At 41.8% G+C, this 15,281-nt stretch carries 14 protein-coding genes; 11 read left to right on the top strand and 3 right to left on the bottom strand.

The features are described 5' to 3' along the window. Positions 1-83: 83 nt before the first annotated feature. The 4 genes from L1077_RS00985 to L1077_RS00970 all read left to right on the top strand — a co-directional run bounded on the left by L1077_RS00985 (position 84) and on the right by L1077_RS00970 (position 4,705). Positions 84-1,409 (top strand): hypothetical protein, encoded by a 1,326-nt coding sequence (locus L1077_RS00985; RefSeq protein WP_237135216.1) that lies wholly within the window; start codon positions 84-86, stop codon positions 1,407-1,409. A 213-nt stretch (positions 1,410-1,622) separates the two neighbouring features. Continuing rightward, on the top strand, positions 1,623-4,178 hold the full coding sequence (locus L1077_RS00980) for a YdbH domain-containing protein (protein ID WP_237135215.1): 2,556 nt from the start codon (positions 1,623-1,625) through the stop codon (positions 4,176-4,178). Between the two features lie 15 nt (positions 4,179-4,193). Then, positions 4,194-4,373, top strand: a complete 180-nt coding sequence (locus tag L1077_RS00975) for a YnbE family lipoprotein (protein ID WP_023399504.1) — start codon at positions 4,194-4,196, stop codon at positions 4,371-4,373. 11 nt (positions 4,374-4,384) lie between these two features. Beyond that, positions 4,385-4,705: a YdbL family protein gene (locus tag L1077_RS00970; RefSeq protein ID WP_237135214.1), complete on the top strand. Its 321-nt coding sequence runs from the start codon at positions 4,385-4,387 to the stop codon at positions 4,703-4,705. A 51-nt stretch (positions 4,706-4,756) separates the two neighbouring features. Here the strand turns inward: L1077_RS00970 and L1077_RS00965 are convergent, their stop codons facing one another. Together L1077_RS00965 and waaA are read right to left on the bottom strand one after the other, a co-directional pair. After that, positions 4,757-5,302: a DUF1415 domain-containing protein gene (locus tag L1077_RS00965; RefSeq protein ID WP_237135213.1), complete on the bottom strand. Its 546-nt coding sequence runs from the start codon at positions 5,300-5,302 to the stop codon at positions 4,757-4,759. Further along, positions 5,303-6,565, bottom strand: a complete 1,263-nt coding sequence (waaA, locus tag L1077_RS00960) for a lipid IV(A) 3-deoxy-D-manno-octulosonic acid transferase (RefSeq protein WP_237135212.1) — start codon at positions 6,563-6,565, stop codon at positions 5,303-5,305. Between the two features lie 145 nt (positions 6,566-6,710). Between waaA and L1077_RS00955 the strand changes: the two genes are divergently transcribed. The 3 genes from L1077_RS00955 to hldE all read left to right on the top strand — a co-directional run bounded on the left by L1077_RS00955 (position 6,711) and on the right by hldE (position 10,250). Further along, positions 6,711-8,150 (top strand): capsule assembly Wzi family protein, encoded by a 1,440-nt coding sequence (locus L1077_RS00955; protein ID WP_237135211.1) that lies wholly within the window; start codon positions 6,711-6,713, stop codon positions 8,148-8,150. A 61-nt stretch (positions 8,151-8,211) separates the two neighbouring features. After that, positions 8,212-8,805 carry a D-sedoheptulose-7-phosphate isomerase gene (locus tag L1077_RS00950; RefSeq protein ID WP_237135210.1) on the top strand — a complete coding sequence of 198 codons (594 nt, stop codon included), beginning with the start codon at positions 8,212-8,214 and terminating at the stop codon, positions 8,803-8,805. Continuing rightward, complete coding sequence (gene hldE, locus L1077_RS00945) at positions 8,802-10,250, top strand: bifunctional D-glycero-beta-D-manno-heptose-7-phosphate kinase/D-glycero-beta-D-manno-heptose 1-phosphate adenylyltransferase HldE (RefSeq protein WP_237135209.1); 1,449 nt, start codon at positions 8,802-8,804, stop codon at positions 10,248-10,250. Before L1077_RS00950 ends, hldE begins: the two co-directional genes overlap by 4 nt. Here hldE and L1077_RS00940 read toward each other — a convergent pair. After that, positions 10,247-10,972, bottom strand: a complete 726-nt coding sequence (locus L1077_RS00940; RefSeq protein WP_237135208.1) for a 3-deoxy-D-manno-octulosonic acid kinase — start codon at positions 10,970-10,972, stop codon at positions 10,247-10,249. The two genes, hldE and L1077_RS00940, sit on opposite strands and share 4 nt — an antisense overlap. A 128-nt stretch (positions 10,973-11,100) precedes the next feature. Here L1077_RS00940 and L1077_RS00935 point away from each other — a divergent pair, with 128 nt between their 5' ends. From L1077_RS00935 to tdh, 4 genes are all read left to right on the top strand, one after another. Beyond that, the gene (locus L1077_RS00935) at positions 11,101-12,144 is read left to right on the top strand and encodes a glycosyltransferase family 9 protein (protein WP_237135207.1); all 1,044 of its coding nucleotides are present in this window, start codon (positions 11,101-11,103) and stop codon (positions 12,142-12,144) included. After that, a complete protein-coding gene (gmhB, locus tag L1077_RS00930) occupies positions 12,141-12,689 on the top strand; it encodes a D-glycero-beta-D-manno-heptose 1,7-bisphosphate 7-phosphatase (RefSeq protein WP_237135206.1) in 549 nt (182 codons plus the stop codon). The genes L1077_RS00935 and gmhB overlap by 4 nt, the downstream gene beginning before the upstream one ends. Positions 12,690-12,998: 309 nt before the next feature. Next, complete coding sequence (locus L1077_RS00925) at positions 12,999-14,195, top strand: glycine C-acetyltransferase (RefSeq protein ID WP_039611733.1); 1,197 nt, start codon at positions 12,999-13,001, stop codon at positions 14,193-14,195. A 42-nt stretch (positions 14,196-14,237) separates the two neighbouring features. Next, positions 14,238-15,266, top strand: coding sequence for an L-threonine 3-dehydrogenase (gene tdh / locus L1077_RS00920; RefSeq protein ID WP_237135205.1), 1,029 nt, complete (start codon positions 14,238-14,240; stop codon positions 15,264-15,266). The last annotated feature ends 15 nt before the right edge of the window (positions 15,267-15,281 follow it).

Genomic DNA, 15,281 nt, shown 5'->3' with positions numbered 1-15,281 from the left:
GCTAAGTTTATGGTGCGCTTGCTTTAGTGTAAATTGGCCGCATATGGGAAACACTCAGATTTATAATAATAAAGGAAGAAGTAATGAAGAAGCTTTTATACACAACGCTAGCTGCCTCAATCACACTTGCACTGGCAGCCTGTGGGGGGTCTTCTGGGGGAGATAATAATCAATTAAGTGAACAAGCTCAGCAATCGACTCCTGACACTCCGGCCGAGAAGGTTACTCCTCAAACAATTACTTTAAGAGCAGAATCTCAAGAGTGCTCGAATTATCAACCTAAACAAGTTGATATTGTATTTCACGATGAAAATGGGGCATCTCTTGGATCTGCAAAGACGGATTCAAATGGCGATTTTTCTGGAGAGCTGCCGGTAGGTACAAAGCACCTTTCTGTTATTGGTGAAGTGAGTGATAGTGCTGACGGTGAATATCAATATATCCGGACAGAATTAGATATTGAGCATAGAGAAAACTTAGGAACTTACTACTTTAAAACCACTACAGAATGTAGTTGTGAGATGTATCGTGTCGATGATTCGGGGCTAACCTTAAAACAAAATGGGTATTTTTTACTTTCGAATAGTACTTTACCATCCAATGGTAACTTAGCCGTTTGTGATGGCAGTGAAACATTATATTTAGCAGCGATATCACGTGAGCATAATGATGCAAAAGCCGCAGTTATCTCGTTACCAAAAAGTTCTCAAACAATAGTAATCTCTGATGCGGATTTCACTCATAGTGGCGTAATCGTGGATAAACAAATCAGTGCCAGTGCGCAAATAATTGGTGCTTTTGGTGCTGCAACAGACGCATCTTCTTTGGTATTTAATCAAAGGCAAGCAACAGATGAAACGATGCCGCTGTATATTTTCCCTGATGCAGTTGAACATAGCTACTACCACCAAGTAGAGTTCAATCAAACCAACTTTGATACCGCTAGGTTCAAGGTGTGGAAATCGGCCAGAAGCAGAGCGAATACTGAGCATGAGTTTGGCGTAAATGAAATACCATTGTTATCTGATAGTTTGAATGATGAGGTAATGGGCATTTCAGGCAGAGAAAATGTGACTTATGATTTCAGTACAATAAATGAGGACTTGGCTCGCGTCGAATTTAGATATAGCTATTTGGTCAGTGATGACGCTGAGACACGTTACGACTGGAAAATAAATGGTGGGATTAGGGGCACTATTCCGCAATTGTCCTTTGGTGATGTGTTTAAGTTACCAGAAGAAGAGATGAAGTTAGAGGAGTTAGGTGCTTACATTTACGGGTATATAGGTAACGAAACTGACAGCGAAACATATGCGAAGTTGTTAGACTTTATCGCACAGGGTGAGTCTCGGCACAGAGCCGAATTTGACAACTTTATTTATACGAGGGCCTTGGTCGAGTTTGACTAATGCGGTAAAAGGTCACTAAGGTGGCCTTTTTTGTTTGTTTCTCAAAAAAATATGATGGCTTGATTATGGCTAACAAGCAGGCTGTTACAGACTTGCAGCGATAACCTATCAGGTATTTTTGTCAATTTTACAACTTCTTACGCTCTTCTACATTACATTGTGAGCGCGATGGCTTAAACTCATTGTTTTGATGAAAAGTTAGTTTAGGAACGCATGCGGCGCTTTTTAGTTTATGCTGGGATAAGCTTTTGCTTATTGCTGATCTCTTTGTATATATTTCGAATGCCTTTAAGTCTTGTGGTGGCGGATCACTACTTAACGCAAGAGCAGGGTGAGCTAACTTGTTTAGAGTGGTCAATTGCAGGGTTTACTAAAGTCGACATCAGTAAAGCGTGCTTGTCACATACACAAGCAAATATCACGGCAAAAGAGGTAACGGTGACACCAGATGCTCTTGTGGTAGAGCATTTGCAGATTGAGCATATTACCGATCCGTCTGCGCAACAATCAAAGCCATTGCAAAAGTTGTTGCTACCGCTGGTTGAAAACCGGCCGCTGTTGACGATAAAAGATGTGAATATTAAGTCGCAGCAATTGCAGCAGTCGCTCTCTTTTTCTATCAATGAACCAGAACTCAATAGATTTCGCATTGATGGTGATGTATCTGCACTTGTTGCCTTGTTGCCAGATCAAATCAGTGTTGAAACAGATTTATCAAGCCAAGGGTTTAAGCCTTACTTACCAACACAAATAAAGGCGTTATCCGGGCTATTATCTTTTACATTTGATGGTGTTGAAATTGATTCTAGGGCCAATTTACAAGCGAGTATTTTGGATTCCAGCCTGGCAGATTGTCAAATGATGGCGGATATAAAGGGTGGTCTGGTGAGTCAGCTAAATTTAAACTCACTCTTAGCTAACGTCGACTTATCCAAGCTGCAGGTGAAAATAAATGGTCAGTCTTGCCGAAAGCTCACAGATTTCCAGCAGTCTTTACCCGCAGAGGTAGTGAGTACTGATTGGCAACTATTCATACCCGAACCATTTACAGCGACGCTGGCAAAAGTGGAAATACCTTCGCTCAGTGCCAAAGATCAAAACGGTTTGACTGCAATCGTTTTAAATAACCTTCGGCTTGCAGTGCCTCAAAAAAAAGCGTTATTAGATCTTAACCTGAGTCACCAGAATTCTCAGCTTGGTTGGTTAGAGCTTCAGGCTAAATTATCTGTCGAAGGCAATCAATTATCAACAAATGGGGATTGGTTATTAAATAGCACAGCGTTGAATTTAGCCAATGATATAACCGTTGAAGATATGGTTAGCCAAGGGGAGTTTTCTTTGGATGGGGTGCTTGGCCAAATTATCAATCTTGATTTAGTAACTCAAACGTCAATTGGTGGGCTAAAAAATACACAAGCGTTTTTGAACAATACAGAGCTGAATATAAACACGCGTTTAAGTGCTGATATGAATAAATTGGCAGTGGATCCGCTTCAGGCAATTGAGGTGGATGTGTTGGATACTCAAGTGAGCGTGGAACGATACAGGTTTGAAGAGGCGCTAGGAAAGCATATTTTGTTGGAGAGTAAGCTCAATACTGATGAGTTAAAACACTTCAAAGGTCAACTTAATATGGAAGTAGGTTCATTTAAAAGGGGTGAACTAAGAGGGAAAGATGTTTCACAGAGCATGACGTTTAAAGGTGAATTAGCGAATGTGGAAACGAGTCTTCTCTTTGATGGTGAAATCCATCTTGGGTTAGTTGCCACTCCTCAATTCTCTTTTCGAAATGCGGTTGTGACCTCTTCAGGGAACTTTAATGAGCAACTTAATTTAGACCATGTCTTACACTTGGAAGAGCTTGAAGTATTGATCAAGCATAAAATCGGGCCACAGCTGAATGAAGTTAATGTTTCGGTACCTGAACAAAGCTTTTTAACTCTGCAGCCAATCATTCAACAAATTGATCCAAAGATACAGCTAAGTGAAGGGACAATTTCGGCTAATATCAGTGGGGATGCTTCAGAACAAAGCTACCATTTTGATATGACGATAGAAGAAGGGGGGATCTTATACGATTCCCATTATTTAAGTGGTTTGAATATGCCAGTCACTGGCATGATCAAGGCCCAACAGTTGATCATTGAAGAGTCACCGATAGGTATTCGAGAGATCCGCTCTGGGGCAGTGCTTGAGAACTTTCAAGCGAGTCTATCATCTTATGATTCAAAGCCCATGTTGAGCAATATCAGTGCTTATATATTTGATGGTCAGCTAAGTGCTCAGCAGATCAGTTTATCCGAGGAAGATCAGAGTTTTCTGGTTGAAGCACAAGACTGGGAGTTGGCTGTAATAGCTCATGCAGCTAAAAACGCTGGTGTCGAACTTAGTGGTCGTGTCTATGGGCAACTACCTGTAACCGTTGTTGATGGCGCACTAGAAATTCATGGCGGTAAGCTAAATAACATAGATGTTGGCTTATTGAGTATTGAAAATAATCAATCCGTGGAAGCGCTTAAGGCCCAACAGCCAAGTTTAGAAACGGCTTTTGGCATGTTAGAGCGGTTAAACATAGAGAAGCTAACCAGCGACGTGAATATGTCATCGGATGGATGGCTTGACTTGGCTGTACAAATTACGGGTGTCAACGAGCAGCAGGGACAGCCAATTAATTTTAATTACACACATAAAGAGAATATTTTTCAGTTATTTAGGGCATTGCGATTGAGCGATGAAATCACCAAAGAAGTTGAAAAAGCATTAAACTAATAGGAGCAAGAAAGCATGAAATGGATGCTAACTTTGATGCTGGTCTTGGTTACTTCAGCCTGTACTCATAAAGTTCAGGTAGAGACAAAAGAGCCAATTACCATCAATTTAAATGTAAAAGTTGACCACGAAATCCGTGTTAAAGTAGACAAAGAACTAGACGACTTGTTTAGTGACGACAGTGAATTATTCTAAGGAGTGAGAACATGAAAGCAAAAATGATACTGACTACCATCGCAGCGGCATGTATGAGCTTTTCGGTGATGGCTTTGACGATTAATGAAGCTAAATCACAAGGCATGGTTGGCGAAAACTCCACGGGCTATTTAGGCGTTATTAAGGGGTCTGGTGATGTGAAGAAACTGGTCGCTGATATTAATAAAAAACGTAAAGCAAAGTATCAGCAGCTGGCAAAGAAAAATGGCATTAGTTTGTCACAAGTGGAAAAGCTTGCCGCAGAAAAAACCTATAAGAAGACCTCTTCTGGGCATTTCATTCAAGTAAATGGCAAGTGGGTGAAAAAATAAAGCTACTTTGTAATAACTGCGCTGTATAGCGCAGTTATTTGGTTTAAAGCTTTACTTTTGGTGAATACAGCTTGCTAACAACTGCTGCCAAAATGCCTCGCCTTTGCGCCTAGCTAGGCGAATGTTGTTGTCGGGAATAGACTCAGGGTCATCATACACTTCAAGCGCTTCAGCCATACTATCTTCTCTAATTAAGTGCAGTGTAGGGTATGGTGCGCGGTTAGTATAGTTTGCTGGATCGTCGTCTTCGCTGTCTGCAAACACATAGTCTGGATGAAAGTTAGCTATTTGGTAGATACCTTCAAAGCCCTGAGCGCAAAGCATCGCGTTGGCTAAATCGACTAAATCTAAAAACGCATCAAAATCGCTAAAGCCATGAGAGAAAATAAGCAGGGTTGTTTCTCTTTCTTCGTTTTGATTCAACTCAAAACATTGTTCCAGCATATCCATGACCGCATCGTCATGACTAAGGGCCTCGCTGACATAGTAATGTATGGCATTTTGTTCCACCTCTTTTCTGGCAAATGGACAAAAGTTATATTTCACGATGACATTACTTACCCAGTTTTTCATCGCGTTACTAATATGCTCACTCATTTACTGCTCCAATAGTGAATCGATAATGTCTAGGGTGCGATCAATGGCACCTTGGTTACTCGCAAGGCAAGTGTGTGCGTTTTTCCCTAGCTCTTTCGCAGCAGTATTATCTCGTAAATACAGATTTAACTGCTGAAGTAATTCGTTTTTATCTGAGCAAATTTGAGCTCCGTTGGCCGAGATTAACTGTGGGTAGATGTGTGAAAAGTTATAAGTGCTCGGTCCGCTTAAAACGCCTATGGCGCTTGCCGCGGCCTCAAGTGGGTTATGACCACCTCGCTCAATTAAGCTGCCACCGACAAACGCAATGTCAGCGCAGCCATAAAGAAACTTTAATTCGCCTAGGGTGTCTGCCAACAATACTTGGTTGATTGTGTCATATGCCTCACTTCGGCGGCCAAAACTGAGACCTGAATCTGACAGTAAAGTTGCGACTGGATTAAATTGCTCTGGGTGACGAGGCGCAATGACCAGCAATGCTGTAGGCGTTTCTTTTAGTAGTTGCTTGTGTATTTCAATGATTTGCTCATGCTCTCCTGGGTGTGTAGAGCCTGCAATCCAAACAGGCCTATCTCCAAGTTGAGACTTTAATACTGCCAACTGTTCCATTTCACTATGGCTAAGGTTGACGTCAAACTTGATAGAACCAGTGGTGGTAATTTTATCCTGTTTGAGTCCTAACGTCATGAATCTTTGAGCATCCTCATCATTGTGACTTGCAAGCACCGTGATGTTATCCATGATATTTTTACTAAGTGAAGAAAACTTTTGATATCCACGCAAGGACTTATCAGATAAGCGAGCATTGATAATTGCAACTGGACACTGGTTTTGGTTTGCATAATGAAACAGGTTCGGCCAAAGCTCGGTTTCTAATACAACAATTAATTTAGGTTTTAAACGCTGCATAAACCGGCGTGCAGCAAAGCCAAAATCAATAGGAAGATAACAGATGTGCACTGACTCTTTAAATTGTCTATTTATTTCAGCTCTACCAGTTGGTGTGTTAGTCGTAATAATAACGGGGTGAGCTGAATGCTGGCATTGTATTTTTTTAATTAAGGGCGCTGCTGCTAATACCTCTCCGACTGAGGCGCAGTGAATAATAATTGCCTCTTGAGGAAAATGTGAACTGACCGTGCCAAACCTTTGCGAAAAGTGTGACTTATAACCCTGATTTTTCTTGCCTCTGATGTGGTACAAATAAAATGCAATAAGCGGTGCAAGTAATAATAAGATTAGTGAGTAGATAAATCGGGTCATGATATCAGGACATAAATAAAAGCGCAGTTTAACGTGATTAAAGGTGAATGGAAATGACTATAACAATTTTACACATATAGGTGCGTGCCCAACTGCGCTTAATTTGCTAGTATGCTCGCCCCTGATTGTTTTTGAAAGAAATAAAATGTTGTCAATTTTTAAAAAGTTGTTGTTTGCTGTTTCTTTACCTCTGACTTTTGTCGCTCAATCGGCTTTTGCTAAGCCGACTGCTTATCTTCCGATTGGTAAAGATAATATTCTCGAGTATCAAATTGAAAAGATGTTTACGCTTACGGCAGTAACACCAATGAGTAAGCCATACAGGATTTCAGAGATTAACCAGCATATTGTAAAACTAGGCAACATCGATCCTGCGTTGCAAGCAAGTATTCGAGCTCGCATTGCGCCATATTTGCAAACAGATGCTATCACTCGTAGGGGCATTAAATTGCGCATCGACTCTGGGGAAGAGCAACAAATTGCAAATGATCGAGGGAATTATTCAGGCGAATATGCAGAAATTTCGCTCGGAGGTATTTATCGAGGTAGTGATAGCTCACTATTACAATTAGGCGCAGAGTACCGTGTAGAAGCTGGTAGGTTAGTGCCTTATAATACTTTTTATGCACTGGGCGGAGAGAATCTTCAACTTAATATAGGCTACAAAGAGCATTGGTTTTCGCCTTTTAAGCATTCGGCTCAAGTCTATTCAACGAATGCACAGACCCCTTTATCGATTTCTTTAGGATTAAATTCTCCACTTGAAAACTGGTGGAACTTTGACTTTGAGTTATTTTATTCTGAATTGGAATATGTTGAAAAAGGTATTCATTACCAAGACAAACGACATGATGGTACGCCTAAACTGGCGGGGACGCATTTAAGTTTTGAGCCGCTGAACAATTGGAAAATCGGTATCAACCGAATGATGCAATTTGGAGGCGGTCCAAGAGAAGTTTCAGGAAAGGATGTACTTAAGGCATTCTTTGATCCAGCAGGCAGTGATAACAGCGGCCTAACCGGCAGTACAGATAGTGAGCTTGGAGACCAATGGGCTACAGTCACTACATCGTTTAAAACGAATTGGTATATACCTGTTGAATGGTATATCGAACATGGTGGTGAAGATACAAGAGAGCATAAAAATTACCTGTTTGGTAATTCTGTTACAAACTATGGTTTTTACATTCCAGAATTAACCAAAGATATCTCATTGCGTTACGAGTTTTCAGATATTAGTGAGCATTGGTTTACGCATCATATCTATCCAGAAAAAGGAAATAGTATAAATGACTTCGTACTAGGTCATTTTGCAAGCAATCACCGCGTATTTAATCACGGAGTGGCGACGCAAAGCCAAGTTGTTGAAGTTACTTATGCCGAGAGTTTAGATTCATTGTGGCGCATCAAGTGGACAACGGTTGATAACCAAGATAATGAGAAGTATGAGTATAAAAAGCAAAATGAACTCAAACTTTCTAATTCTAGGAAAATTGATGACTATCAACTAGAAACGAGCCTAACAGTGGGCAAAGATGTCTTCGGAGAAAACTACACTTGGCTGTCAGTCAATGTATACTGGTAGTACACGGGAAATAATTAAGAACTAACCCAATTTTTGGGCTTGTAGAATTTTAGGGTTCACTATGTCAGTCAATGAACAAATTGCGAATAGCTACTTAGATAGTTTGGAACGCCATATGGCGCTATTTGCGAATATGGCGAATTATCATCAAGAGTCGGTAGCACTGTTGAAAGCATGTCAGAAAACACTTGCCTCAGGTGGTAAAGTTATCTGGTTTGGTAATGGTGGTAGTGCCGCAGATGCACAGCACCTTGCCGCTGAGTTTGTCGTACGTTATAAACTAGAGCGCGGGCCATTGGCTTCAATCGCACTTACGACAGATACTTCAATACTGACAGCTCATAGCAACGATTATCATTTTAATACTGTGTTTGAAAGGCAGGTTCAAGCGCTATGCAAACCAGAAGATTTGGTTATAGGGCTTACAACGTCAGGTACCAGTGAAAATATCAATTTGGCTTTGGCAGCAGCAAATGAAATTGGCGCTTATACAGTCGCTTTAACTGGCCGTCAGGGCGGCGAAGTAAAAGACATTGCTAAATTGCCTATCATCATAAATTATGATGAAACAGCACGTATTCAAGAAGCACATATGTTTATTGGTCATTGGCTGTGCGAAGCAGTTGACCTTCTAATTGCGGAGCAAAGCAAATGAATTTAGCTGCCTTACAAAACCTGAATAATGCACGTGTGCTTGTTGTAGGTGATGTGATGCTGGATAGATATTGGCATGGTGATACCGGTAGAATTTCACCTGAAGCACCAGTGCCTGTCGTTAAAGTAAGTAGCTTGGATGACAAAGCCGGTGGTGCTGCTAACGTGGCGAAGAATATTGCACACCTTGACGGTAAAGTTGGCCTTCTTGGCTTGATTGGCCAAGACGACAATGGTCGCAAGCTTAATAGTATTTTGGCAGATGAAAATATTGATTCTCAGCTGGTAAGCGTGGAACACCTGCCGACCATTGCGAAAATGCGTGTGATCAGTCGCCATCAGCAGGTTGTTCGCTTAGATATGGAAGAGCAATTTTTAGCGGAGCACAGTGTATTACTGACTGAAAAACTTGAGCAAGTCATTGATGCATATGAATATGTCTTGTTTTCTGATTACAATAAAGGCGCCCTTGCTAACATTTCTGAGATGATTGCTATTGCAAAACGTGCAGGTAAAACGGTACTCATTGATCCTAAGTTAAGTGATTTATCGCTATATCGCGGTGCTGACTTTATTACGCCTAATTTAAATGAGTTTAAGCTCGCCGGTGGTGATGTCAGTTCAGAGGCTGCGATTACCCAAAGTGCTCGACAGCTAATCTCTGAAGCGGGTATCGATGCTATGTTACTTACGCGCTCTGAGCATGGGATGTCTCTTATATCCGAAGATGAAAAACACGACTTTCCAGCACAAGTACTTGAAGTAAGTGATGTGACAGGGGCTGGTGACACGGTCATTGCAACGTTAACGACTATGCTAGGCGCTGGTATGAACGCCAAAGATGCCGTTGAAATGGCTAATTTGGCAGCGGGTATCGTGGTTGGGAAATTAGGCGCAGCCACGGTGACGCCGGAAGAGTTGAGTGCAAAGTTGAGCCAGTACTTGAAAGAGACGGGCGAGCATTATCAGACACCTTTTGAGGATGTACTACAGCATATTTCTTTTGCTAAGCAAAATGGCGAGAAAATAGTGTTTACGAACGGCTGTTTTGATATTTTACATGCCGGTCATGTGCGTTATTTAGCGCAGGCTAAAGCGATGGGAGACCGTTTAGTTGTAGGGTTAAACAACGATGAGTCAATTTCGCGTTTGAAAGGGGCTGATAGGCCAATTAATCCTTTAAGCGAGCGTGCGATGGTTATCTCAGCTCTTGCGTCTGTTGACTGGGTGATTCCTTTTGGCAAAGAAGTAGAAGGCGATACGCCTGCTAATTTAATTGCGACGATAAGCCCTGATGTTCTTGTCAAAGGTGGTGATTATAAGGTCGAGGAGATCGCGGGTGCCGATCATGTTTTAGCACAAGGCGGTCAGGTTGAGGTATTGTCTTTTCTAGACGGTTGCTCAACCTCGAATATCATAAAAAAAGCACGTTTGAGCAAAAGTTAATTGTTTAATTGCTTTTCGTAAGCCTTAAGCAGCACTTGCCAGTGTGATTCGTCAAAAAAGAAAGTCGGCCATTTGCCGGCTTCTTTTTTAAAAGAGCGCGCCAGCCTATCAATATTAGCCTGTTGCCATGTTTTATCTATGGCTCTGATCTCTCCTTTATCGAAGTCGATTAAATTGACGTTACCCTGTCCATCAAAAAGGATATTATTGATATTGAGGTCGTCATGATAGACACCTTGACGGTGGAAATCAGCAACGGTTTGACCGACGGACACTAATTCATTTTCTGATAAGTGGCATTGTTGTAGCTTTTCACACACACTTTGTGCGCTTGGGATAGCTTGTGTCAGTATATCAGCACGATAAATACCATAGGTTTGTTTAATATAAGCCGCAATGGGTCCTGGCACTGGTAGGTTCAACGCCTTCAGTTCTAAAAGAAGCTTAAATTCCTTGTATACTCTGGTTTTCTCTAAGCCTAAAAATACGTATTGATCATTTAATACTTTGCCTATTAAGCCGCCTCTCCAATAGTGTTTTAATACGGCAATACTGCCTTTTTGATATTGAATAAACCATGCTGGCGCGCGGCCAAGTTTACTGTTTACGATAGCGTCTTTTTGCCGCCAATGTTCTACATCAAACCAGTCTTGGTTAATGTTTAATACGCTATTTTGTGGCGTTATAATGAAGTGGTTGCCGGTATTGTCTATTTTGAGCATAAGTGGCTAGCAAAGTGGAAATATGTCGCAAGTTTAGCGATTTTTTCTCAAGAGGGAAATGCACAAGTGTTGCAAATCGAGACGATTAATTTAAGATCATGCGTTCTTAAACTGATTAGGTAAGGCGAGTGTCAAAAACAATTTCTTCTATTTGCGTGCTTCGACTATCAGCTATTGGCGATGTCTGTCATGCAGTGTCAGCGGTCCAAGCGATTCAACGCGCACATCCTCAAGCGAAAATAACGTGGGTAATAGGTAAAGTAGAGGCGATGTTATTGGCCGACTTACCGGGTGTAGAGTTTGTGGTGTTTGATAAAAAACGCGGTAAAGCGGCGTTTAAGGATTTAAAGGCGCATTTTAAAGGCACAAAATTTGATGTGCTGCTGCACATGCAGGTTGCGTTTCGTTCTAATGTGGCTGCGCTGTGCATTCCTGCAAAAGTGAAAATTGGTTTTGATAGCGCGCGCTCAAAAGAGTTGCACTCGTTAGTTGTTAATCAACGTATCACAGGTCAAACAGAACCGCATGTACTCGACGGTTTTCATCATTTCGCTCAGGCAATTGGCGCACAGCCTCAAGACCCAACTTGGAGTATGCCTTATACTGCAGAGGATGAGGAACAGGCAAAAACGCTTTTGAAAGGCCTTGAACGCGTGTTTGTCATTTCACCTGCTGCGAGTAAAAAAGAGCGAAATTGGTTGCCAGAGCGTTATGCAGCGCTTGCAGACTATGCTACAGCACAAGGCTTTCAGGTTGTAATAACCGGTGGCCCAACTGAGTTGGAAGTTAGTCTAAGCCAAGCCATTATTGAGCAGGCAAAATGTCCGATTTTAAATCTCGTGGGCAAAACTGGGTTGAAAACCCTTCTATGTGTACTTCAACAAGCAAAATTAGTACTTGCGCCTGATACAGGACCTGCCCATATGGCTGTGACGGTGGGCACGCCAGTTATTGGCTTATATGCGCATTCCAATCCAAAGCGAACAGGGCCATACTTATATCAGCAATATGTTGTTGAGGTGTATCACCAAAATTTATTGCAACAAAAAGGCAAGCCAGCCAGTGAGTTGCCTTGGGGCACTCGGGTAAAAGGCGCAGATTTAATGGCACAAATTAGTGTTGATGATGTAACAGCGATGTTTGATAAAGTCGTTCAGCAAGAGAAATTATGAAATCTAAAGCAGTATTCTTAGATAGAGATGGTGTGATCAATCATGATCATGCTTATGTACATGCCATTGAAGACTTTGAGTTCATCGACGGTGTGTTTGAAGCGTGTCAATACTTTACAGGATTAGGTTATAAGCTTGTCGTGGTGACGAACCAATCTGGTATTGGACGCGGATATTATGATGAAGCTCAGTTCCAGCGCTTAACACAGTGGATGTGTGAGCAGTTTAATAGGCATGGTATTGACATCGCAGGCGTTTATTTTTGCCCACATCACCCCAAAAAAGCACTACCACAGTACTTGCGTGATTGCGATTGCCGAAAGCCAAAACCAGGCATGCTATTACAAGCGATTGAAGAGCATGATATAGATCCTACAACCAGTATCATGGTGGGAGATAAGGCTTCAGATATGAAAGCTGCTATTGCAGCAGGTGTAGCAACTAAAATATTGGTGCGTTCAGGACAAGAGCTCACAGCTGAGGATGAATCATTTGCAGATTTTGTTTGCGATTCTTTGGCACAGCTGCCCCAAAAATTAGGTTAACGCCCATTTAGCTTTACGCTCATATAAAACAAGATAATCACAATCCGTGCATTTAGCTTGCGAACCTTTTAAAATATACTCAAGTAATTTAACTCATTCATACAACAAGTGGGTAATTGGCTTGAGTATGACTTTTCATTTGGTGTGTACCCTTTTAATTGATTTAACCTGAGTTTCAACGTCTATCGAATCGAAACATTGTTGCATTGAGTTAAATAACTCATGCAGTATTCGAGGCATCATAGTCGTGTGTTCACCTCAGAAGCAAAATTAGGCGTACACACTCCGTGCAACCAATGGAGACTCTACATGAGATCAGCGGCATTTTACAGCCAACTTCAACAACAAATAGAAGAAGTGAAAGCTGAAGGCTTATATAAAAAAGAACGCATTATTACATCACAGCAGCAAGCAGAAATCGCTGTATCAACGGGTGAAAGCGTTATTAACTTTTGTGCAAACAACTACCTAGGCTTGGCTAACCATCCAGATCTGATTGCTGCAGCGCAAAGCGGTTTATCTGATCATGGTTTTGGCGTTGCATCTGTACGCTTTATTTGTGGTACTCAAGATATTCATAAGACATTAGAAGAAAAAATCAGTGAGTTTTTAAAAACTGAAGATACGATTTTATACTCGTCATGCTTTGATGCGAACGCTGGTTTATTTGAAACGATCCTTGGCCCAGAAGACGCAATTATCTCAGACTCTTTAAACCACGCATCTATTATTGATGGTGTACGTCTGTGTAAAGCTAAACGCTTCCGTTATGCAAACAATGACATGGCTGATTTAGAGAAGCAGTTGATTGCAGCAACAGAAGCGGGTGCTAAAACGAAGCTAATAGCAACGGATGGTGTTTTCTCAATGGATGGTGTTATCTGTAACTTAGCAGCAGTGTGCGATCTTGCGGATAAGTACGATGCACTTGTTATGGTAGATGATTCACACGCCGTTGGTTTTGTTGGTGAAAATGGCGCGGGCACGGCTGAGTACTGTGGTGTTATGGACAGAGTTGACATTATCACAGGTACACTTGGTAAAGCACTTGGTGGCGCATCGGGTGGTTACACTTCAGGTAAAAAAGAGATTGTAGAGTGGTTACGCCAGCGCTCTCGTCCATATTTGTTTTCTAACTCGTTAGCGCCATCTATCGTGACAGCATCTATCAAAGTGCTTGATATGCTTAAAGACGGTAAAGCATTACGTGACCAACTATGGGAAAACGCAGCATACTTCCGCAACGAGATGGAAGCGGCTGGCTTTACATGTGCTGGTAAAGATCATGCAATCATTCCTGTTATGCTGGGCGATGCAAAAGTGGCAGCAGAAATGTCAGATAGATTGCTCGCTGAAGGTATATATGTGATTGGCTTCTCGTTCCCTGTAGTACCTAAAGGCCAAGCTCGTATTCGTACGCAAATTTCAGCTGCGCACACTAAAGAACAATTGGATAAAGCGATTGCAGCGTTTATCCGCATTGGTAAAGATTTAGGTGTGATTTAATTGCTAGGTGCTAGCGCACCTACTTTCTAACGAGTGAATATTATGAAAGCATTATCCAAGTTGAAAGCTGAAGAAGGGATCTGGATGACCGATGTGCCTAAACCTGAAATGGGGCACAACGATTTACTAATCAAGATCCGTAAAACGGCAATTTGTGGCACCGATGTCCATATTTATAAGTGGGATGAATGGTCTCAAAATACGATCCCAACACCTATGGTCGTGGGCCATGAGTATGTGGGTGAAATCGTCGATATGGGTCAAGAGGTGCGAGGTTTTTCTGTTGGTGACCGTGTTTCTGGTGAAGGTCATATCACATGCGGGCACTGTCGAAACTGCCGAGCAGGTCGAGTACACTTATGTCGCAATACCATTGGTGTGGGCGTTAATCGAGAAGGCTCATTCGCTGAATACTTAGTTATCCCAGCTTATAACGCATTTAAGATACCAGATAATATTTCAGATGAATTAGCATCGATTTTTGACCCATTTGGCAATGCCGTACATACTGCTTTATCATTTGATTTAGTGGGTGAAGATGTATTGATTACTGGCGCTGGTCCAATTGGCATTATGGCAGCCGCTGTTGCCAAGCATGTTGGTGCACGCCATGTTGTTATCACTGATGTGAATGAATATCGACTAGACCTTGCACGTAAAATGGGCGCTACTAAGGCGGTCAATGTGGCAAGCGAAAACCTTGAAGATGTGATGAAAGAACTGGGTATGACAGAAGGCTTCGATGTGGGTCTTGAAATGTCTGGTGTACCGGTTGCATTTAATAGCATGCTAAACAACATGAACCACGGCGGTAAAATTGCAATGTTGGGTATTCCACCCAGTGACATGGCGGTGGATTGGAACCAGGTTATTTTTAAAGGGCTAGTTATCAAAGGGATCTACGGACGCGAAATGTTTGAGACTTGGTACAAGATGGCAAGCTTAATTCAGTCTGGTTTGAACCTTGAGCCTATCATTACCCATGAATTTAATGTGGATGATTTCCAGCAGGGCTTTGATACAATGATCTCAGGCCAGTCAGGTAAAGTGATTCTAGACTGGACTAAGTAATTTAAATCCAACAGG

The sequence above is a fragment of the Pseudoalteromonas luteoviolacea genome, from assembly GCF_021654285.1.
Lineage (GTDB): Bacteria > Pseudomonadota > Gammaproteobacteria > Enterobacterales > Alteromonadaceae > Pseudoalteromonas > Pseudoalteromonas luteoviolacea_J.
This window is presented reverse-complemented; position numbering and strand designations above follow the sequence as displayed.

Bases quoted from the DNA above. Each gene is read 5' to 3' on its own strand.
- L1077_RS00975 (WP_023399504.1), top strand. From the start codon at position 4,194: ATGAAATGGATGCTAACTTTGATGCTGGTCTTGGTTACTTCAGCCTGT.
- gmhB (WP_237135206.1), top strand. From the start codon at position 12,141: ATGAAATCTAAAGCAGTATTCTTAGATAGAGATGGTGTGATCAATCAT.
- waaA (WP_237135212.1), bottom strand. From the start codon at position 6,565: ATGACCCGATTTATCTACTCACTAATCTTATTATTACTTGCACCGCTT.
- L1077_RS00985 (WP_237135216.1), top strand. From the start codon at position 84: ATGAAGAAGCTTTTATACACAACGCTAGCTGCCTCAATCACACTTGCA.
- L1077_RS00970 (WP_237135214.1), top strand. From the start codon at position 4,385: ATGAAAGCAAAAATGATACTGACTACCATCGCAGCGGCATGTATGAGC.
- L1077_RS00950 (WP_237135210.1), top strand. From the start codon at position 8,212: ATGTCAGTCAATGAACAAATTGCGAATAGCTACTTAGATAGTTTGGAA.
- hldE (WP_237135209.1), top strand. From the start codon at position 8,802: ATGAATTTAGCTGCCTTACAAAACCTGAATAATGCACGTGTGCTTGTT.
- L1077_RS00940 (WP_237135208.1), bottom strand. From the start codon at position 10,972: ATGCTCAAAATAGACAATACCGGCAACCACTTCATTATAACGCCACAA.
- tdh (WP_237135205.1), top strand. From the start codon at position 14,238: ATGAAAGCATTATCCAAGTTGAAAGCTGAAGAAGGGATCTGGATGACC.
- L1077_RS00925 (WP_039611733.1), top strand. From the start codon at position 12,999: ATGAGATCAGCGGCATTTTACAGCCAACTTCAACAACAAATAGAAGAA.
- L1077_RS00965 (WP_237135213.1), bottom strand. From the start codon at position 5,302: ATGAGTGAGCATATTAGTAACGCGATGAAAAACTGGGTAAGTAATGTC.
- L1077_RS00955 (WP_237135211.1), top strand. From the start codon at position 6,711: ATGTTGTCAATTTTTAAAAAGTTGTTGTTTGCTGTTTCTTTACCTCTG.
- L1077_RS00980 (WP_237135215.1), top strand. From the start codon at position 1,623: ATGCGGCGCTTTTTAGTTTATGCTGGGATAAGCTTTTGCTTATTGCTG.